Source organism: Micromonospora sp. NPDC004336 (assembly GCF_053602615.1).
Genome location: NZ_JBSGDY010000128.1, coordinates 1 through 18,632 on the forward strand (window position 1 = coordinate 1; position 18,632 = coordinate 18,632).

19 protein-coding genes are annotated in these 18,632 nt (G+C 74.4%); 13 read left to right on the forward strand and 6 right to left on the reverse strand.

Going from position 1 to position 18,632, the window contains the following annotated elements; genetic code table 11:
- The 6 genes from ACWENR_RS22570 to ACWENR_RS22595 form a co-directional block, all read left to right on the forward strand.
- Positions 1–2,571 (forward strand): Rne/Rng family ribonuclease (locus ACWENR_RS22570; RefSeq protein WP_452278963.1); only part of this gene is annotated, 2,571 nt, incomplete at its 5' end.
- A 118-nt stretch (positions 2,572–2,689) separates the two neighbouring features.
- A complete protein-coding gene (locus ACWENR_RS22575) occupies positions 2,690–3,160 on the forward strand; it encodes a hypothetical protein (protein WP_452278964.1) in 471 nt (156 codons plus the stop codon).
- A gap of 188 nt (positions 3,161–3,348) precedes the next feature.
- Positions 3,349–3,663: a 50S ribosomal protein L21 gene (gene rplU, locus ACWENR_RS22580; RefSeq protein ID WP_088982529.1), complete on the forward strand. Its 315-nt coding sequence runs from the start codon at positions 3,349–3,351 to the stop codon at positions 3,661–3,663.
- An 11-nt stretch (positions 3,664–3,674) separates the two neighbouring features.
- Positions 3,675–3,929 carry a 50S ribosomal protein L27 gene (gene rpmA, locus ACWENR_RS22585; protein ID WP_088975624.1) on the forward strand — a complete coding sequence of 85 codons (255 nt, stop codon included), beginning with the start codon at positions 3,675–3,677 and terminating at the stop codon, positions 3,927–3,929.
- 92 nt (positions 3,930–4,021) lie between these two features.
- The gene (obgE, locus tag ACWENR_RS22590; protein WP_452278965.1) at positions 4,022–5,488 is read left to right on the forward strand and encodes a GTPase ObgE; all 1,467 of its coding nucleotides are present in this window, start codon (positions 4,022–4,024) and stop codon (positions 5,486–5,488) included.
- A gap of 70 nt (positions 5,489–5,558) precedes the next feature.
- A complete protein-coding gene (locus ACWENR_RS22595; RefSeq protein WP_452278966.1) occupies positions 5,559–6,008 on the forward strand; it encodes a GNAT family N-acetyltransferase in 450 nt (149 codons plus the stop codon).
- Between the two features lie 96 nt (positions 6,009–6,104).
- Here ACWENR_RS22595 and ACWENR_RS22600 read toward each other — a convergent pair whose 3' ends face one another.
- Positions 6,105–6,764 (reverse strand): DUF6766 family protein, encoded by a 660-nt coding sequence (locus ACWENR_RS22600; RefSeq protein ID WP_452278967.1) that lies wholly within the window; start codon positions 6,762–6,764, stop codon positions 6,105–6,107.
- An 80-nt stretch (positions 6,765–6,844) separates the two neighbouring features.
- Entirely contained in the window at positions 6,845–7,324 is a 480-nt protein-coding gene (locus tag ACWENR_RS22605; protein ID WP_452278968.1) for a DUF4383 domain-containing protein, read from the reverse strand.
- Between the two features lie 257 nt (positions 7,325–7,581).
- Between ACWENR_RS22605 and ACWENR_RS22610 the strand changes: the two genes are divergently transcribed.
- From ACWENR_RS22610 to ACWENR_RS22620, 3 genes are read left to right on the forward strand one after another with little or no spacing between them, the layout of a single operon-like run.
- A complete protein-coding gene (locus ACWENR_RS22610) occupies positions 7,582–8,355 on the forward strand; it encodes a hypothetical protein (RefSeq protein ID WP_452278969.1) in 774 nt (257 codons plus the stop codon).
- 31 nt (positions 8,356–8,386) lie between these two features.
- Positions 8,387–8,839 carry a phage holin family protein gene (locus ACWENR_RS22615; RefSeq protein WP_452278970.1) on the forward strand — a complete coding sequence of 151 codons (453 nt, stop codon included), beginning with the start codon at positions 8,387–8,389 and terminating at the stop codon, positions 8,837–8,839.
- Entirely contained in the window at positions 8,836–9,519 is a 684-nt protein-coding gene (locus ACWENR_RS22620; RefSeq protein WP_452278971.1) for a DUF3618 domain-containing protein, read from the forward strand. Before ACWENR_RS22615 ends, ACWENR_RS22620 begins: the two co-directional genes overlap by 4 nt.
- A gap of 312 nt (positions 9,520–9,831) precedes the next feature.
- Here ACWENR_RS22620 and ACWENR_RS22625 read toward each other — a convergent pair whose 3' ends face one another.
- Positions 9,832–11,112: a glycosyltransferase gene (locus ACWENR_RS22625; protein WP_452278972.1), complete on the reverse strand. Its 1,281-nt coding sequence runs from the start codon at positions 11,110–11,112 to the stop codon at positions 9,832–9,834.
- Complete coding sequence (locus tag ACWENR_RS22630; RefSeq protein WP_452278973.1) at positions 11,109–11,846, reverse strand: class I SAM-dependent DNA methyltransferase; 738 nt, start codon at positions 11,844–11,846, stop codon at positions 11,109–11,111. Before ACWENR_RS22630 ends, ACWENR_RS22625 begins: the two co-directional genes overlap by 4 nt.
- A gap of 145 nt (positions 11,847–11,991) precedes the next feature.
- Here ACWENR_RS22630 and ACWENR_RS22635 point away from each other — a divergent pair, with 145 nt between their 5' ends.
- The gene (locus ACWENR_RS22635; protein ID WP_452278974.1) at positions 11,992–12,627 is read left to right on the forward strand and encodes an SRPBCC family protein; all 636 of its coding nucleotides are present in this window, start codon (positions 11,992–11,994) and stop codon (positions 12,625–12,627) included.
- Positions 12,624–13,796: a zinc-dependent alcohol dehydrogenase gene (locus ACWENR_RS22640; RefSeq protein ID WP_452278975.1), complete on the forward strand. Its 1,173-nt coding sequence runs from the start codon at positions 12,624–12,626 to the stop codon at positions 13,794–13,796. The genes ACWENR_RS22635 and ACWENR_RS22640 overlap by 4 nt, the downstream gene beginning before the upstream one ends.
- Before the next feature lie 51 nt (positions 13,797–13,847).
- On the opposite strand, the gene ACWENR_RS22645 is transcribed toward ACWENR_RS22640, so the two are convergent.
- A complete protein-coding gene (locus tag ACWENR_RS22645; RefSeq protein WP_452278976.1) occupies positions 13,848–15,095 on the reverse strand; it encodes a cytochrome P450 in 1,248 nt (415 codons plus the stop codon).
- Between the two features lie 422 nt (positions 15,096–15,517).
- Between ACWENR_RS22645 and ACWENR_RS22650 the strand changes: the two genes are divergently transcribed.
- Positions 15,518–15,910, forward strand: a complete 393-nt coding sequence (locus tag ACWENR_RS22650) for a hypothetical protein (protein WP_452278977.1) — start codon at positions 15,518–15,520, stop codon at positions 15,908–15,910.
- 226 nt (positions 15,911–16,136) lie between these two features.
- Here the strand turns inward: ACWENR_RS22650 and ACWENR_RS22655 are convergent, their stop codons facing one another.
- The gene (locus ACWENR_RS22655; RefSeq protein ID WP_088992395.1) at positions 16,137–16,355 is read right to left on the reverse strand and encodes a DUF397 domain-containing protein; all 219 of its coding nucleotides are present in this window, start codon (positions 16,353–16,355) and stop codon (positions 16,137–16,139) included.
- Between the two features lie 65 nt (positions 16,356–16,420).
- On the opposite strand from ACWENR_RS22655, the gene pepN reads away from it, so the two are divergent.
- Positions 16,421–18,632, forward strand: a 2,212-nt coding sequence (gene pepN, locus ACWENR_RS22660; protein ID WP_452278978.1) for an aminopeptidase N, incomplete at its 3' end; no start/stop codon positions are given.

An 18,632-nucleotide genomic window follows, 5' to 3' on the forward strand; every position in this document is an offset into this window, starting at 1 on the left:
GTGGAGCGAATCCCAAAAAGCCGGTCTCAGTTCGGATCGGGGTCTGCAACTCGACCCCGTGAAGTCGGAGCCGCCGCGACCACGCCGGAGGCGGGCACCGAGTTCGGGGCCGCCGCACCCGTCGCCGTCAGCGGCGCGGAGGCCCGCTCGGGCGAGGTCCCGCCGGGCGTGGCGGTGACCCCGCCCGCCGAGGAGGAGCCGGTCGCGGAGGAGGAGCCGGCCGTCGAGCCGGAGCCCGTCGTCGAGCCGGAGCCGCGCACCCGCCGCCGGCGGGCCGCGCTCTCCGCGCCGACCGTGCTGTTCATGGCCCCGCAGCCGGAGGACGTCCCGCTGGCCCGGGTCGTCACGCCCGCGCCGGTCGAGGAGGAGCCCGCCGCCGAGGAGGAGGAGACGCCCGAGCCGGTCGAGCCGGTGCGCCGCCGCCGGCGCGGACGCCGCGAGGCCGAGGTGGTCGAGGCCGAGGAGGAGCCGTCCGAGGAGGCCGAGGAGGCCGCCGAGGAAGAGGACGAGGACGACGCCGCGGCCCGCCGCCGGCGCCGCCGGGGCCGGCGCGGGCGCGGTCGGGGCAAGGGCGGCGCGGACGACGCCGAGGACGAGGAGTCCGAGGAGGCCGCGCAGGCCGAGGCCGAGTCCGAGGAGGCCGAAGGCGAGGAGGACGACGAGGCCGAGGGCGGCGACGCGCTGACCCGCCGGCGCCGGCGTCGCCGCCGCCGGGGCGCCGGTGACGTCGAGGCCGGGGCCGACGACGGCGTGCCGACCGTCGTCAAGATCCGCGAGCCGCGCAAGACCGTCGACGAGGTGCAGGGCGTCTCCGGCTCCACCCGGCTGGAGGCCAAGCGCCAGCGCCGCCGCGACGGCCGTGAGCAGCGCCGGACCCGGCCGCCGATCCTCAGCGAGTCGGAGTTCCTGGCCCGCCGGGAGGCCGTCGACCGGGTGATGGCGGTACGCCAGCGCGGCGACCGCACCCAGATCGCCGTCCTGGAGGACGGGGTGCTGGTCGAGCACTACGTCACCCGCAACTCCTCGGGCACCATGGCCGGCAACGTCTACCTGGGCAAGGTGCAGAACGTCCTGCCCAGCATGGAGGCGGCCTTCGTCGACATCGGGCGCGGCCGCAACGCCGTGCTCTACGCCGGCGAGGTCAACTGGGACACCACCGGACTGGAGGGCCGGGCCCGCTCGATCGAGCAGGCGCTCAAGTCCGGCGACTCGGTGCTCGTGCAGGTCACCAAGGACCCGATCGGCCACAAGGGCGCGCGGCTCACCAGCCACATCGCGCTCTCCGGCCGGCACCTGGTCTACGTGCCCCACGGCAACGCCTCCGGCATCAGCCGCAAGCTGCCCGACACCGAGCGCAAGCGGCTGCGCGACGTGCTGAAGAAGCTGGTCCCGGACGGCGCGGGCGTGATCGTCCGGACCGCCGCCGAGGGCGCCAGCGAGGACGAGCTGGCCCGCGACGTCAAGCGGCTCCAGGCGCAGTGGGAGGACATCCAGGCCAAGGCGGCCGAGGGCGGCGCCCCGGTGCTGCTCTACGAGGAGCCGGACCTGGTCATCCGAGTCGTGCGGGACCTGTTCAACGAGGACTTCCGCGAGCTGGTGATCGAGGGCGAGCAGTCGTACGACATCGTCGAGTCGTACCTGTCGCACGTCTCGCCGGACCTGGTCGCCCGGCTGCGCCGGCACGTCGGCACCACCGACGTCTTCGCCGAGTACCGGATCGACGAGCAGATCATCAAGGGGCTGGACCGCAAGGTCTTCCTGCCCTCGGGCGGCTCGCTGGTGATCGACCGCACCGAGGCGATGACGGTCATCGACGTCAACACCGGCAAGTACACCGGCTCCGGGGGCAACCTGGAGGAGACGGTCACCCGCAACAACCTGGAGGCGGCCGAGGAGATCGTCCGCCAGCTCCGGCTGCGCGACCTCGGCGGCATCGTGGTGATCGACTTCATCGACATGGTGCTGGAGTCGAACCGCGAGCTGGTGCTGCGCCGGCTGACCGAGTGCCTGGGGCGCGACCGCACCAAGCACCAGGTCACCGAGATCACCTCGCTCGGCCTCGTGCAGATGACCCGCAAGCGGATCGGCGCGGGCCTGCTGGAGGCGTTCAGCGAGACCTGCGAGTGCTGCAAGGGCCGGGGCCTGATCATCCACACCGAGCCGGTGCCGGAGAAGCCGCGTTCCGGCGGCGGGGCGGGGGAGAAGGTCAAGGCGGTCGCCTCGGCCGTGGCCACCCCGGCGACGGCGGAGCAGGGCGGCGGGGCGTCGTCCCGGCGGCGGGCCCGCAAGAGCGCGCCGGCCGAGCGGACCGTGGCCGAGGTCGTCGAGACCGACGCCGGGGCCGGCCCGGACACCGACTACCACGACACCATGGGCTACGACCTGTCCCGCTACGAGGCGGACACCCCCGCCGCGCCCGAGGTCGCCGACAGCCAGACGGGCGAGTCCGCCCGGCTGGCCGCCCCCGACGACCCCGACGCGCTGGCCGACACCGACGGCGACGAGCCGGAGGGCGGCTCGGGCCGGCGCCGGTCCCGGCGCGGCGGCGCGCGGCGGCGTACCCGGCCCTGACCGGCTGACCAGCCCGACGTTTGGCAGGGCCCCTTCCCCGGCAATGTCCCGGGGCGGGGGCCCTGTCGTATGGTCGATCCCCGGCCACGACCGGGCACCCGGGGTCAGGAGAGGAACGATGCGCCGTCTGCTCGCCGTCATAACGGTCACCGCTGTCCTGTTCACCGGCGTCGGATGCGCGGCCGGGCGGCCGGAGCCGGCCGCCCCCGGCGCGACGTCGAGCGGCCCCACGGGCGGCCCGGGCGGCGGGGCGGCGGGCGGCAACGCCTCCGAGGTGTGCTCCGCCGCACAGGCGGCCGGGGACACCGCCGTGCGGACGTACGTCGAGGAACTCGGCAAGATGGTCGCGGCGGTCGGTGCGAACGACGGCACGGCCGCCGAGGCCGCCCGCAAGCGCATCTCCGCGGCGCTGACCGGCTGGCGGGCCGCGCTGCGCCGGGAGTCGGGCCGGGCCGAGGACGCCCAGCTCAAGACGCTCCTCGCGGACATGGCGGCCGAGGTCGGCACCCTGGGCACCGACGTCGACGCGATCGACGAGACCGAGCTCGACCGGCTCCGGCAGCGCCTCGACCAGCTCTGCGCCCGCTGACCTGCGGGGCCGGTTTGGGCGTCGGCCCCGCCATGGCGTACGCTTGCCTGCGGCGCACTTTGGTGTGCCGAGTTCTCGCGTGCCCGCGCCGCCGTGCCTCTGCTACCCGGCGAGCCGCCGCGGGAACGACCGACCGGCAACGGTGGGAAAAGACGCTAGCAGCCTCAACGACAGGGAGTCCGCCTCCGATGTACGCGATCGTCAAGACCGGCGGCAAGCAGTACAAGGTCGCCGAGGGCGACGTGATCGAGGTCGAGAAGCTCGCCGGTGCCCCCGGCGACGCGGTGAAGCTCACCGCGGTGCTCCTCGTCGACGGTGACGACCTGGTGACCGACGCGGCGAAGCTTGCCGAGGTCGCGGTGTCCGGCGAGATCGCCGCGCACACCAAGGGCCCGAAGATCCGGATCCACAAGTTCAAGAACAAGACCGGCTACCACAAGCGCCAGGGTCACCGCCAGCCGCTGACCCAGGTCAAGGTGACCGGCATCTCCAGCGGGAAGTAGGTCGTCCTCAGATGGCTCACAAAAAGGGTGCGTCCAGCTCGCGTAACGGCCGTGACTCCGCGGCCCAGCGGCTCGGCGTGAAGCGCTTCGGTGGTCAGGTCGTCAGCGCGGGTGAGATCCTCATCCGTCAGCGTGGCACCAAGTTCCACCCCGGTGACCTGGTCGGCCGCGGCGGAGACGACACGCTCTTCGCGCTGGCCGCCGGTGCGGTCCAGTTCGGCACCAAGCGCGGTCGCAAGACCGTCAGCATCGTGCCGCAGCAGTAGTTCCTCCGGCACAGCGGGCCGCGGACCTCGTGTCCCGGCCCGCTTCGCTTTTCTCGTGCGGGGCGCCGACCTCGCTGGAAGGATTGACGCCCGTGGCGACGTTCGTTGACCGGGTCGTCCTGCACCTGCAGGCCGGCGATGGCGGGCACGGTTGTGTCTCGATCCACCGGGAGAAGTTCAAGCCGTTCGGTGGCCCCGACGGCGGCAACGGCGGGCACGGCGGCAGCGTGTCCCTGGAAGTCGACCCGCAGGTGACGACGCTGCTGGACTTCCACTTCCGCCCGCACGTCAAGGCCGAGAACGGCAAGGGCGGCGCCGGGTCGAACCGCGACGGCGCCAACGGTCGAAACCTCGTGCTGAAGGTGCCCAACGGCACCGTCGTGCAGGCGCCCGACGGCACCGTGCTGGCCGACATGGTCGGCGCCGGCACGACCTTCGAGGTGGCCCGGGGCGGGCGCGGCGGCCGGGGCAACGCGTCGCTGGCCAACGCCCGGCGCAAGGCCCCCGGCTTCGCCGAGCTGGGCGAGCCCGGCGAGCAGCTCGACGTGGTGCTGGAGCTCAAGAGCGTCGCCGACGTCGGCCTGGTGGGCTTCCCGTCGGCCGGCAAGTCGTCGCTGATCTCGGTGATCTCCGCCGCCAAGCCGAAGATCGCGGACTACCCGTTCACCACCCTGGTGCCGAACCTGGGCGTGGTCCGGGTGGACAACCACACCTTCACGGTCGCCGACGTGCCCGGCCTGATTCCCGGGGCCGCCACCGGCAAGGGCCTCGGCCTGGAGTTCCTGCGGCACATCGAACGCTGCTCGGTGCTGGTGCACGTGATCGACACCGCCACCCTGGAGCCCGGCCGGGACCCGGTCGCCGACATCGACACCATCGAGGCCGAGCTGGCCGAGTACGGCGGCCTGGCCGACCGGCCCCGGCTGGTGGCGCTCAACAAGGTCGACGTGCCGGACGGCCGGGACCTCGCCGAGATCGTCCGCCCGGACCTGACGGAGCGCGGCTTCCGGGTGTTCGAGGTCTCCGCGGCCACCCGGGAAGGGCTCAAGGAGCTGACGTACGCCATGGCCGAGCTGGTGGAGCAGGCGCGCAGCGCGGCGCCGCCGGCCGAGCCGACCCGGATCGTGATCCGGCCGACGGCGGTCGACGACGCCGGCTTCACGATCGAGGCCGCGCCGGACGGCGCCTGGGTCGTGCGCGGCGTCCGCCCCGAGCGGTGGGTGCGGCAGACGAACTTCGACAACGACGAGGCGGTCGGCTACCTGGCCGACCGGCTGGCCCGGCTGGGCGTCGAGGAGAAGCTCGGCAAGGCCGGCGCGGAGCCCGGCGACCTGGTCCGGATCGGCGACCGCGAGTTCGACTGGCAGCCGACCCTCTACGCCGGCGTCGACTTCGTCCCGGGCAACCGGGGCACCGACGTCCGGCTGGAGGAGAAGTCGACGCGCGCCTCGGCGGCGGAGCGCCTGGCGGCCCGCAAGGCCCGCCGGCAGCGGTCGACCGACGAGATCGAGGGCACCGACGCCGACCTCTCGGACGACGTTGCCGACGACGTCGAATAGCTCGTTGCGCTCCGTGGCCGCGACGGTTCACGGAAACCTGCGCGAAACGCTGCCGTCCTAACGTGGCGGGATGCTGATCGAGACGCGTCCCGCCACCGACCCGGAGATCGCCACTCTGGTGGTCGCCCAGCAGCGTGAGCTGCGGGAGGCCGACGGGGGGCTGGAGGGTCAGGCGACGCTCACCCACGACGACATCCGGTACCTGGCGGTGGTGGTCGACGGCCGGGCCGTCGCCTGTGGCGGCCTGCAGGCCCTGCCCGACGGCAGCGGCGAGGTCAAGCGGATGTACGTGCGCCCGGCGTACCGGGGGCGGGGCATCGCCCGGCAACTGCTCTCCGCCCTGGAGGAGATGGCCCACCAGTACGGGCACCCGAGGGTCTGCCTGGAGACCGCGACCTACCTGCCGGCCGCGATCGGCCTCTACACCTCCTGCGGATACGAGCCGATCCCGGTCTACGGCGAGTACGTCGACAACCCGTACAGCGTCTGCTTCGCCAAGCGGCTGCCCGTCCCGGCCTGACGGCGGCCGGCCTCGGCGGCGGCCGCGACGGGCCCGGCTCGCGGCTCGTGGCTCGTGGCCTTCCCGGCCCGCGGAGGCCTAGGTGGCGGTCTCCGGTCAGTCGCCGGTGTGCGCGTGCGCCACCGTGACCGGCTTCGACTCGGGCGAGGCGTGCTGGCGCAGGAAGATGCTCAGCACGATCAGCGTGCCGACGGCTAGGAACTCGCTCTGCCAGTTCTGCATGGACTGGAACCAGAACTCGCTGGTGCCGAAGAACTCCCACACGCCGATCGGCGGCGCCCCGCTCTGCAGCGCCTGCTGTTCGTTGTACTCGGCGGTGCCGCCGAGCAGGTGGCCGACGAACGAGCCGGCGAAGATCAGCAGCAGCGCGATGGAGAGGCTGTTCCGGTAGATCGCCAGGGGCAGGCCGCCGACGCGCACCGGCCAGGGCGAGTCGGCGGTGGCCCGACGCTCGTCGTCCTCGGGCCGGTCGGTCTGCTTCACCGGCTTCGACTCCGCCGAGCCGCGCTGCACCAGGTACGCGGTGAGCAGCACGTAGCCGCCCATCTGGAGGAACTCCGACTCCCAGTTCTCGAAGACGGACTCCATGAAGTGACCACTGCTCAGGTACGCCGCCCAGCTCGTCGGCTCGGCCCCGAACTCGACGAGCTCCTCGTTGCGGGTCTGCCAGCCGAACACGCTCTGCAGCACCAGGAAGACGAGGAAAGCGCCGAACATGGCGATGGTCAGCGCGTTGTCGCGCAGCCAACGAGGCATGACGACCTCCTTGTCGACGGTCCTTGATCCTCGGTGCCCGGAAGACGAGCCGGGCAAACGCCGCAGAGCCGGCGAGGGGGTCAGGGACGGTCGAATGGGTCGTCCAGGGCGGTGCCCGTGCCCACCCGGTTGGACAGCAGCAGGCCGAGGGCCAGCATGCCGAAGCCGAGGACCAGGTGCAGCCAGTTGTCGGCGTCGTTGACCGGGATGAAGTTCGCGGCGCTCTCCCGGTCGATCGCCAGGCCGTACAGCCACAGGCCGAGATAGAGCGCGCCGCCGCCGGCGAGGAAGACCCGCGCCCCGGCGACGCTGCGGGCCAGCACCAGGCCGGCCAGCCCGAAGCCCAGGTGCAGCACGTTGTGCAGGATCGACACCTGGAACAGGCCGAGCAGCCGGGCCTCGGAGTGGTGACCGGCGAACGTCATGTCGCCGTAGTCGGTGGTGACGCCGGGCACGAACCCGAGCACGCCGACCAGGAGGAAGACCCCGGCCGCGGCCAAGGCCGCCAGCTGCACCCGCGGCTTCGGCCCCCGGGCGCCGCCGCGTGCGTTCCGTGCCATCGATGTCACCTCCGTGGACCCGCGGAACGCCCTGCCCGCGGCGCCGGTCGCGACCCACCGGCCGTCACGTTGTGCGACGACTCCGATACCCGACCCGACGATCCTCCATTTTGTAGCCCTCGGCGACGGGGCGCAGGAGAAGTCACGAACGAGGTATGGAAACGACGACGGAGGGTAGGTCAAGGGAGGCGACGGCAGGAACGGCCGACGCATCCCCCCAGCACAACCGCGACGACTTTCCGAGCGGAAGGGAAATCATGACTTACGATCTGTCACCCACGACTTCCACGTACGGGCAGGAGTCGACCAACGGCGGCGGAGTCCGCGACCAGGCCCGTCAGGTCGGCACCGAGGCCAAGCAGGCCGGCGGCGCCGTGGCCGAGACGGCCAAGCAGCAGGGCCGGGAGGTCGTCGGCGAGGCGAAGCTCCAGGCGCGCAACCTCCTCGGCGAGGCCCGCACCCAGGTCGCCGGCCAGGCCGGCGAGCAGCAGCGGCGCGCCGCCGGCGGGCTCCGCTCGCTGGCCGACGAGATGCGCGCGATGGCCGAGCAGGGCGGCCAGGCCGGCCCGGTGAGCGAGATCGCCCGCCAGGCCGCCGACCGGGTGCACGGAGTGGCCGGCTGGCTGGAGCAGCGGGAGCCCGGCGACCTCATCGCCGAGGTCCGCGACTACGCCCGCCGCAACCCCGGCACCTTCCTCGTCGGCGCGGCCGTGCTGGGTGTGCTCGCCGGCCGGCTGACCAAGAACATCTCCGCGGCCGGCGACGGTCAGAACGGCACCGGCCACCAGGCGTACGGCGCCGGCTACGACCCCGACCGCACCGCGGTCATCCCGACGACGCCGGCCCCGCGCACGGTGCCGGACGCCGTACCGCCGGGTGGCTACCTGGACCCGACCCCGGGCGCGTACGCCGACCCGCAGACCACCACCAGCTACGCCGACCCGGCCGGCGGCGTCGGCCAGCCGCTGCCGCCGGTGACCCAGACCGACCCGCTGCCGGGCGTGCCGTCGAGCGGGACCACCCGTCCGTGAGCACACGAGTCATCCGAAGGGAGGCGGCGGCATGAGCATGCCGACGCAGGGGTCGGGGCTGAACTCCGGTTACCACCCCCACGACGCGGACGAGGTCAGGAGCAGCTCGATCGGTGAGCTGATGCGCCAGGTCACCACCGACCTGTCCACCCTGATGCGGCAGGAGGTGGAACTCGCCAAGGCCGAGATCCGCCAGGAGGGCAAGAAAGCGGGCAAGGCCGCCGGCTTCTTCGGCGGCGCCGGCTTCGGCGGCTACATGGTGGCCCTGTTCCTGTCGCTGGCCCTCTGGGCCGGGCTGTCCAACGTGATGGACGCCGGCTGGGCGGCCCTGATCGTGGCCGTCATCTGGGGCGCGATCGCCGCGGTCCTCTACTCCATGGCCAAGAAGAACGCCGAGCGGATCCGCGGCCTCAAGCAGACCAACGACAGCGTGCAGCGGATTCCCGACGCGCTCAAGCCCCACCCGCAGGAGGTCACCCGATGAGCACCGACCCGGACCAGATCCGCCGGGAGATCGAAGCCACCCGGAGCAACCTGAGCTCCGACGTGGACGCGCTGGCGTACAAGGTCAGCCCCGCCCGCATCGTCGACGACCGCAAGCAGCGGGCCCGCAACGCACTGCAGAATGTGAGGGACAAGGTGATGGGAACCGCTTCCGACCTGGGTCACAGCACCAAGCACGGCGCCCACTCGGTGGGCGACCACGCCTCGTCGGCGGCGTCCGCCGTCAGCGACAAGGCGCACTCGGCCGCCGCGGCGGTCGGTGACAAGGCGCACTCGGCCGCCTCGACGGTCAGCGACGCCGCGCACCGGGCCCCGCACGTGATCCGCCAGAAGTCCGAGGGCAACCCGCTGGCCGCCGGCCTGATCGCGTTCGGCGTCGGCTGGCTCGCCTCCTCGCTGATCCCGGCGACCCGCCGCGAGCAGCAGGTGGCGACGCAGGTGAAGGAGAAGGCCGGCGAGCACGCCGGGGTGGTGAAGGAGAAGCTGGGCGAGGTGGCCAGCGAGCTCAAGGAGGAGCTGCGCGAGCCGGCGCAGCACGCCACCGAGTCGGTGAAGTCCACCGCGCAGGACGCGGTGCACGCCGTCAAGGACGACACACGCTCCGCCGCGCAGGACGTGAAGGACCAGGCGCAGCAGTCGCGCGAACAGGTGCGGTACTGACCGGACGTCCCCGTACGCGACAGCTCGCGGCCACTCCCGGAACTGCCCGGGACGTGGCCGCGAGCTGTCGCGTACACCCGCACCGCTGCCTCCCGCGCCGCGCCCCCGCCTCCCGCGCCGCGCCCCGCCTCCGCGCCGCCCCCCGCCTCCCGCGCCGCGTTCCGCCTCCCGCGATCTTGCAGTTGTGGCCCCTCCTTTGCGAACCTTGCCCGATTTGTCGGGGCAGGAAGTGCAAGATCGCCGGGGCCGGGGCCGGGGCCGGGGCCGGGGCCGGGGCCGGGGCCGGGGCCAGGGCCAGGGCCGGGGGCGGGGTCAGTGGGGGTGGGGGTGGGGGTGGCGGAGGGTGCGTTCGAAGTGGGCGGCGCGGCGTACCCGTCCGCCGGCGTAGCGCACCCCGCCGAAGAGGAGTCGCCGGCCGACGGCGAGCCAGCTGCACGTGCCGCGTTCCAGCACCCAGAGCGGTGCTGCCAGGGCGGTGGCCGGCGGGAAGACCCGGACGCCGCCGCCCCGGCGCCGGCCCGCCTCGGCCAGGAGCACCGTGGTCGCGGCCGCCCCGAGCAGCAGCCTCGGCCGCCGGGCCGCGACCGCCGCCGTCAGCGCCGGCAGGACCGCGAGCGAGGCCACCAGGCGGGCCGGCTGGGCCAGGTCGTCGTACGCCTGGCGGACCCGCTGGCCGAGGAAGTGGCCGGTGTCGGGCGGCAGCCGGCGTACGTGCAACCAGGCGGGCGCCGCCTCGGTGCCCCCGTACGCGCGGACGGTGCGGATCAGCTCCAGGTTCTCGAAGAGCACGTCCGGGTCGTAGCCGCCCATGGCGAGGAAGGTGCTCCGGCGCACCGCCAGGGTGCCGGGGTAGTCGGCGCCGAGCGCCCGGTTGAGCAGCGTGCGTCCCGTGTCCCACCAGGCGTGCCAGGGCAGCGGGTCGAAGTAGTTCTGCGGCCGGACCAGGTCCACCCGGTCGAGCAGCCGGTGCACGGCCCGCAGCCCCGCCTCGTCGTACCGGACGTCGTCGTCGGCGATCACGACGTGTTCGTGCCGGGCCGCGCCGACTCCGGTGAGCACGCCGGTCACCTTCCCGTTGACGCCACGCAGGGCGGGATCGGGCGGCAGGTGCCGGACCAGCCCGCGCCAGGCCGACCGGTGCCGGTGGAACAGCTCCGGCGGCGAACCGTCCACCACGGTCACGTCGACCCGGGCGCTGAGCCAACGCAGGTAGCCGGTCAGCTCGGGCAGGCCGGCGTCGTCGGCCCAGCGCAGCGGCAGGACGTACGCGACGGGCAGCCGGCACCCCCCGACGGCGCCGGCGCCGGCGGTGGCGTGGCCGTCGTCGGCGGTGCCGGAGGGCGGCGTCGGACCGGCGGAGTGGTGGCGGCCGACGGCGGTGGGCGTGGCGCGGCCGGCGCCGGCGGTGTCGGGAGCCGGCGTGGCGCGGCCGGCGTCGGCGGTGTCGGGAGCCGGCGTGGCGCGGCCGTCGTCGGCGGTGCCGGAGGGCGGCGTCCGGCCGGCGGAGTGGTGATCGTGGGTGGTCGGCGCCGGCGCGGGGCGGCGGTGGCCGTCCGGGCCGGGAGCGCCGGCGGGACGGGTGGGGGCGCTCACGCCCGCTCCGGCCGGCGGTAGACCGAGACGTGCTCGCGGCTGTCGTCGGTGAACGGCCGCCCGGTCCAGTCCGCCCACCGGTGCTCCCGGCGCATCCCGGCCAGCTCGGCCATCAGGTCCAGTTCGGCGGGCCAGGCGTAGCGGTGGTTGGCCGGCAGCAACTGCACCCCGGTGTTGCTGAGCCGCACCTTCGTCGTGGTCATCCGTTGCTCGGCGGGGTGCAGCAGGGCGGCCTCCAGCAGCACCGCGTCCTCGGCCACCCGCACCGGGCGCAGTGCGCCGCCGGCCCGGAACGCCCCGGGATCGGGCACCCAGGCCTCGACCACGAACCGGCCGCCGGGCCGCAGGTGGGCGGCGGCGTTACGGAAGCAGGCCACCTGGGCGGCCTGGTCCGGCAGCGCGAAGATCGTGTTGAACGCGAGCACCACCAGCGCGAACTCGCCCGGCACCCGGGTCTCGGCGAAGTCGCCGACGGCCACCTCGACCGCGTCGCCGCCGGGCTTCTCGCGCAGGCCGGCGACCATCTCGGAGGAGCCCTCGACGCCGGCCACGGTCAGCCCCCGGGCGACCAGCGGCAGCGCGAGCCGGCCGGTGCCGATGCCGAACTCGCACACCGGGCCGCCATCGGCCAGCGCGGCCAGCCGCTCGACGGCGGCGTCCGGCGTGAGATGGGCGTACGCCTCGTCGTAGACCTCGGCGACGTGTCGGCCGTACTCGCTGGCGTCGAAGGACAACGGTGTCTCCCCCATGACGGTGGCTGCCCGCAGCAGGTGCCCGGATAACGGCCGGTCAAACCGATTCGTCGTTTCGGTCCGGCGACGCCGGGTAGCGCAGTCGGCACGGGTGTCCATCTCCGGTCGCCCGGGTGGAGGAGACGTGATGACCAGCAACGGAACGAGGTGGGCGCTGCTCGGCGTCACCACGGTGACCGCGGTCGGCGTCGGCCGGGCGGTGGCCCGGCGGCGACACCGCCACCAGCCCGAACGGCGCGACGGCTGGTACGTGGTGCGGCGCGGTGTGACGGTCGACCGGCCGGTCGAGGCGGTGATCGGGTTCTGGACCGACCGGGAGCGGATGGACCGGGCGCTGGCCGAGTGGGCGACCCTGGAGCGGCTCGACGACGACCGGTGGCGCTGTGTGGCGCGCGACCCGGAGGGCGGCGGCGCCGAGTGGCGTGCCGAGATCACCGTCGACGGCCCCGGTCGGCTGCGCTGGCGGGTGACCGACGGTCCGGAGCAGGAGGGCACCGTGGAGCTGACGCCCGCGCCCCGGGACCGGGGCACGGAGATCCGTGCCGAGCTGCGGTGGCGCTCGGGCCCGGTGCGCCGGGCGCTCGGCCTGGCGGGCGGCCACGAGCCGGACCTGGCGCTGCGGGACGTGCTGCGGCGGGTGAAGTCGCTGGTGGAGTGCGGGCAGGTGATCGACACCCGGCGGGACCCGTCCGGGCGCGGGCCGGCCCGGGAGAAGAGCACCGACAGGATCCGGGAGCGGCTGACGACGGGAGGACGGGCGTGAGGGCGCTCTGCTGGGAAGGCGTCGGCAAGCTGGCCGTACGCGACGTGCCGGAGCCGCGCGTCCGCGCGGAGGGCGACATCATCGTCAAGGTACGGGCCAGCAGCGTCTGCGGCTCCGACCTGCACCTGATCAACGGCTACCTGCCGGCGATGCGGGCGGGCGACGTCCTCGGCCACGAGTTCACGGGCGAGGTCGTGGAGACCGGCCCCGGCGTACGGCGGCTGCGCGTCGGCGACCGCGTGGTGGTCGGCTCGGTGGTGGCCTGCGGCGGCTGCTGGTACTGCCGCACCGAGCAGTACTCGCTCTGCGACAACTCCAACCCCCAACCGGTCTTCACGGAGAAGCTCTGGGGGCACTCGCCGGCCGGCATCCTCGGCTACTCGCACGCCGCCGGGGGCTACTCCGGCAGCCACGCGGAGTACGTCCGGGTGCCCTTCGGCGACATCGGGGCGTTCCCGGTCCCCGACGGGGTGCCCGACGACTCGGTGGTGTTCGCCTCCGACGCGATGCCCACCGGCTGGATGGCCGCCGACTTCTGCGCGCTGAAGGGCGGCGAGGTGGTCGCGGTCTGGGGCGCCGGCGGGGTCGGCCAGATGGCGGCGCGGTCCGCGCAGCTTCTCGGCGCGGAACGGGTGATCGTGATCGACCGGCTGCCGGAGCGGCTCGCCACCGCCGCCGACCGGCTCGGCGTCGAGACGGTCAACTACGCGGAGACCGACGTGCTGGAGGCGCTGCGGGAGATGACCGCCGGCCGGGGGCCCGACGCGTGCATCGAGGCGGTCGGCATGGAGTCCCACGACGTCGGTCCGGCGTACGCGTACGACAGGGCGAAGCAGACCGCCCGCCTCCAGACCGACCGCCCCACCTCGGTACGGCAGGCGATCATGGCCTGCCGCAAGGGCGGGACGGTCAGCATCGTCGGCGTCTACGCCGGCCTGGTGGACAAGTTCCCCCTCGGCGCGGCGATGAACAAGGCGCTGGTGCTGCGGATGGGGCAGATGCACGCCCAGCGCTACATCCCGATGCTGCTGGACCGGCTCGCGGCCGGCGAGATCGACCCCGGCTACCTGGCCACCCACCCGATGTCGCTCGAGGAGGGCGCGCGCGGCTACGAGGTGTTCGAGAAGAAGGAGGACGGCTGCCTGCGCTCCGTGCTGCACCCGGCCTGATCCGCCGCGTCGCGGGGGCCGGTGGGCCCCCGCGGCCCGGCGTGGCGGCGCTCAGGCGGTACGCCGGACGTTCGTGACCAGGAAGCCGCTCGGCGGCAGCGCCGGCATCCGGTTGAGGCTCACGGCCAGGTCCTGCGGCGGTACCTCGTAGCGCATCACCGTGGTCAGGTTGGTCACGGCCCGCTTCATCAGCTCGATGGTGATCCACTCGCCGGCGCAGCGGTGGCCGGTCAGGTGCTGGCCGCCGCCCTGCGGGACGAGACCGAACGGGTCGCCCCGCCAGCCGGTGAAGCGCTCCGGGCGGAACCGCTCCGGCTCGGGCCAGAGCTGCGGGTGGTGGTCGGTGCCGTACAGGTCGAGCAGCACCCGACGGCCGCGCGGGAAGTGGTAGCCCTGCCAGTCGAAGGAGCGCCGCACCCGGGCCGCGGCGACCGGGAAGAAGGGGTAGAACCGGCGTACCTCCTGCACGAAGCTCTCGGTGGCCTCGTCGCTCTCGCGGACCCGCTGCCGCCAGGCCGGATGGTCGTGCAGGGCCAGGGCGGCGAAGACGACGAAGCGGTCGACGGCGACCGTGGGGCGCAGGATGTTGAGCAGCTCGACCGCCGCGATCCGGCGGGGGAGCAGCCGCCCCCGGGCGTCCCGGTGCTCGGCGATGACGCGCAGCGCGCTGCCCTCGGGCGCCGGCAGCGTGCCGACGCGCTCGCGGTCGATGACGCCGCCGATCCAGCGCTCGCCCCGGCGGCGGCCGAACAGGCCCCGCCAGTGCCGCGGGCCGAGCGCCGCCGGTCCGTCGATCATCGCGTGCAGGTCGGCGGTGCGCCGGTCGACCTCGCCGCCGGCGAGGGGGACGCCCGCCCAGGCGCAGACCGCGCGGGTCAGCATCCGGCCGACCTCGTCGTAGAGCACCACCGGCCCGCCCGCCTCCCAGGCCGGGACGCGGGCGCGCCACTCGTCGTCGAAGAGCTGCCCGAGGCGCCGGATCGCGTCCGGCGTCATGATCGACATGAACATGGCCTTGCGGTCGGCGTGGTCCTGGTCGTCCAGCCCCTGTACGCCGCCCTGGCCGGTCAGGGTGCGCTGCGCCCGCTTCGGCATGGCTCCGGTGCGGACGAAGCGCTCGGCGTCGTAGAAGAGTTCGGCCGCCGGCCGCCCCCGCAGGCAGATGGTGCGCTCCAGCAGCAGCCGGGCCTGGAAGATGTCGCTGCCGTGGCGGTCGCACCGGCGGCCGACGAAGCGGTAGCCGTCGCGCAGGAACGCCAGCGAACTGTCGGGGCTGCGCTCCGTCGGGATGGTGGCCATCGGGTCTCCTGACCGGGGTGGCGGCCGTCGCCGGCCGGCGGATCTCGTCGACGCCTCTGCGTCTACCCAGGCCGGCGTGGCTGAATCCCACCGGCGGACCGGCCGTGCCCCGGCGGATCGGCCGTGCCCCGGCGGATCGGCCGTGCCCCGGCGGCCCGGCCGGGCTTCGGCGGCCTTCCGGGTCCGGCCGGGAGGCCACCGGCGGTTCGCCCCGCCCCGGTTCCGCGCCGGCGAGACGAGAAGCGCGGGGGAGGGGGCCAGCCGGACGGCTCGGCGCTGGCCCCTCCCAGGGGCGCGGAGAGCTGGTTGGCTCGGGGGAGCGGTCCGGTCGGGTGTCGGCGTGCCGAAGGCCGGCAGCCGGACCGCGACCGGGCCCGTCACCGGCGACGACGGGCCCGCCACGATCGCCACGGGGAGGACGCATGCGCGACAACAGGCCGCCGTACTGGCGGCAACGACGGGCGCTGGACAGGCTCGGCGCGGGACGGGAGGTCGCCGGCGCGTCGTTGATCGCGCCGCCGCGCCGGCCGGCCCGCCCGGGCCGGTTCTTCACCGTGCACCTCGGCTTCACCGCGCCCGACACCGAGTACGCCCGGGAGATCGCCGTCGGCTACGCGGAGGCGCTTAGCCTGCTGCGCCCGGAGCTGGCCCTGGGCGCGTCGGCGCTGTCGCCGGCCGACGCGTGGCAGCGGGCCGAGCGGCTGTTCTGCGGCGCGTCCGGCCCGGACGGGGAGCGCTGCGCCGACGTGGCCGGCCACCCCGGCTTCCACCACGCCCCCGGCCCGGGCGGGCTGGGCTGGGGCGACGGCGACTGAGCCCGCCCGGCACCACGCGGCGGGCCGGCAGCACGGGCCGGCCCGCCGCGCTGGGAGACATCGGCACTGCGGAACGGCGTGGCGTCAACGGGACGGCCCCGCGAACAGGCGCGGCGCCGGCGTGCCGGCCCGGCGCCGACGGGACGCCCCGGGAACAAGCGCGGCGCCGACGGGACGGCCCCCGGGAACAAGCGCGGCGCCGACGGAACCGCCCTGCCGACAGCGGTCAGTCCAGGTCGAACTCGCCGTCCTGCGCGCCGGCGACGAAGGCGTCCCACTCCGCCTGGGTGAAGACCAGCACCGGGCCGTCCGGCTCGGCGGAGTTGCGCATGCCGATCAGGTCGTCGACGAAGGCCACCTCGACGGCGCTCTCGGAGGTGTCGCCCTCGGCCCGCTGCCAGACCGCCCGAGACAAATCGAAGTCGCCCTTGGGGTGCGAAGCCATGGTTCAGTCCTCCAGTGCGGGTCGTGGGGAGACACGTGCGGATCCCCATCGGGCAGGATAAGCGGATGCCGAGCCTGACCCGTGTAGAGGCGACCGCGCGTGGCGCGGCGATCACCGTCGAGTCCTATCAGGTGGACCTCGACCTCACCGGCGGCGGGGAGCGGTTCCGCTCCGACGTCACCATCCGCTTCCGGGCGACCCCCGGCGCGGAGACCTTCGCCGAGGTCAGGCCCGCGAAACTGCTCGCGGTACGCCTCAACGACCGGGACCTCGACCCGGCCACGCTGGACGACAACCGGCTGCCGCTGACCGGGCTGGCCGAGGCCAACACGCTGACCGTCGCCGCCGAGATGGCGTACACGAACACCGGCGAGGGGATGCACCGCTTCGTCGACCCCGCCGACGGCGAGACGTACCTCTACGCGATGTCCTTCCTGGACGACGCGCAGCGCATCTTCGCCGCGTTCGACCAGCCCGACCTGAAGGCGCCGGTCACCCTGTCGGTGACGGCCCCCGAGCACTGGGTCGTCGCGGCCAACGGCCGGCTCGCCGGCAACCCGGGACCCGGGCGCTGGGAGTTCGCCCCGACGGCGCCGCTGGCGACGTACTTCGTCTCGCTGGTCGCCGGGCCCTGGCACGTGCGGCGCGACGAGCACGACGGCATCCCCCTCGGGCTCTACTGCCGGCGCTCGCTCGCGGCGCACCTGGACGCCGACGCCGAGGAGATCTTCACCGTCACGAAGCAGTGCCTCGACCGGTTCCACCGGCTCTTCGCCGAGCGCTACCCCTTCGAGAAGTACGACCAGGCGTTCGTGCCGGAGTTCAACGCCGGCGCGATGGAGAACCCGGGCCTCGTGACCTTCCGGGACGACTACGTCTTCCGCTCGGCGGTCACCGACACCCAGCGCGAGCTGCGCGCCACCACCATCGCCCACGAGATGGCCCACATGTGGTTCGGTGACCTGGTCACCATGCGCTGGTGGGACGACCTCTGGCTGAACGAGTCCTTCGCGGAGTACCTGGGCACCCGGGTTACCGCCGAGGCCACCCGCTTCGACCGGGCCTGGACGACCTTCGCCCTGCGGCGCAAGGCGTGGGGCTACGCCGCCGACCAGCGCCCCTCCACGCACCCGGTGGCCCCGGAGGAGGTGGCCGACGCGGCCCAGGCGCTGCTCAACTTCGACGGCATCTCGTACGCCAAGGGCGCCAGCGTGCTGCGGCAGCTGGTCGCCTGGCTCGGCGACGACGCCTTCCTCGCCGGCCTCAACGCGCACTTCGCCAAGCACCGGTTCGGCAACGCCACCCTGGCCGACCTGCTCGGCAGCCTCGGCGCGGCGAGCGGGCGCGACCTGTCCGGCTGGGCCGAGCGCTGGCTGCGGGCGGCGCAGGTCAACACCCTGCGCGCCGAGGTCGCCGTCGACGCGGACGGCCGCTACACCGAGGTGGCGATCGTGCAGACCGCCCCGGCGACGCACCCCGTGTCGCGGCCGCACCGCATCGGGATCGGCCGGTACGCCGCCGACGGGACGGTCACCCGCACGGAGGTCGACCTCGACCCGGGCGCCGACGGCGGCCGGACCGTCCTCACGGAGCTGGCCGGCGAGCCGGCGGCGCGGCTGCTGCTGCCCAACGACGGCGACCTGACCTTCGCGAAGATCCGGCTCGACCCGGCGTCGGCGGAGGCCGCACCGACGGTGCTGCCCGCCCTGGCCGACCCGCTGGCCCGGGCGCTGCTCTGGGGCGAGGCGCTGGACGCCGCCACCGACGGGGAGCGACCGGTCACCGGCCTGGTCGCCCTGATCGCCGCCGCGCTGCCCGTCGAGACCGAGGTGATCATCGCGGAGGACGTGCTCACGCTCAGCCGTTCGCTGGTCGACCGCTACCTCGACCCGGCCGCCCGCGAGGCCGCGCTGGCGCAGGTCGCCGGGGCGTGCCGCAGGCTGCTCGACGGCGCCCCGGCCGGTGGGTCCCTCCAGCTCGCCGCCGCCCGGGGCTGGATCGCCGCCACCACCGACGCCGACCTGCTGACCGGCTGGCTCGCCGGTCGGGACGTCCCGGCGGGGCTGGCGGTCGACGCCGAGCTGCGCTGGGCGGTGCTGCGCCGGCTGGTGGTGCTCGGCGCGGCCGGGGCGGCGGAGATCGCCGCGGAGTCGGCGGCCGATCCCAGCGCCGCCGGCGCGGAGCGGGCCGCCCGCTGCCGGGCGGCAACGCCGACGACGCCACCCGTTACCGCGACGGCGCCGAGGTGGAGGCGTGGCGGGACCGCGACCCGGTGGC

Excerpts from the sequence above, each read along its gene's own strand:
- ACWENR_RS22575 (WP_452278964.1), top strand. The coding sequence starts at position 2,690 with ATGCGCCGTCTGCTCGCCGTCATAACGGTCACCGCTGTCCTGTTCACC.
- rplU (WP_088982529.1), top strand. The coding sequence starts at position 3,349 with ATGTACGCGATCGTCAAGACCGGCGGCAAGCAGTACAAGGTCGCCGAG.
- rpmA (WP_088975624.1), top strand. The coding sequence starts at position 3,675 with ATGGCTCACAAAAAGGGTGCGTCCAGCTCGCGTAACGGCCGTGACTCC.
- ACWENR_RS22595 (WP_452278966.1), top strand. The coding sequence starts at position 5,559 with ATGCTGATCGAGACGCGTCCCGCCACCGACCCGGAGATCGCCACTCTG.
- ACWENR_RS22600 (WP_452278967.1), bottom strand. The coding sequence starts at position 6,764 with ATGCCTCGTTGGCTGCGCGACAACGCGCTGACCATCGCCATGTTCGGC.
- ACWENR_RS22605 (WP_452278968.1), bottom strand. The coding sequence starts at position 7,324 with ATGGCACGGAACGCACGCGGCGGCGCCCGGGGGCCGAAGCCGCGGGTG.
- ACWENR_RS22610 (WP_452278969.1), top strand. The coding sequence starts at position 7,582 with ATGACTTACGATCTGTCACCCACGACTTCCACGTACGGGCAGGAGTCG.
- ACWENR_RS22615 (WP_452278970.1), top strand. The coding sequence starts at position 8,387 with ATGAGCATGCCGACGCAGGGGTCGGGGCTGAACTCCGGTTACCACCCC.
- ACWENR_RS22620 (WP_452278971.1), top strand. The coding sequence starts at position 8,836 with ATGAGCACCGACCCGGACCAGATCCGCCGGGAGATCGAAGCCACCCGG.
- ACWENR_RS22635 (WP_452278974.1), top strand. The coding sequence starts at position 11,992 with ATGACCAGCAACGGAACGAGGTGGGCGCTGCTCGGCGTCACCACGGTG.
- ACWENR_RS22645 (WP_452278976.1), bottom strand. The coding sequence starts at position 15,095 with ATGGCCACCATCCCGACGGAGCGCAGCCCCGACAGTTCGCTGGCGTTC.
- ACWENR_RS22650 (WP_452278977.1), top strand. The coding sequence starts at position 15,518 with ATGCGCGACAACAGGCCGCCGTACTGGCGGCAACGACGGGCGCTGGAC.
- ACWENR_RS22655 (WP_088992395.1), bottom strand. The coding sequence starts at position 16,355 with ATGGCTTCGCACCCCAAGGGCGACTTCGATTTGTCTCGGGCGGTCTGG.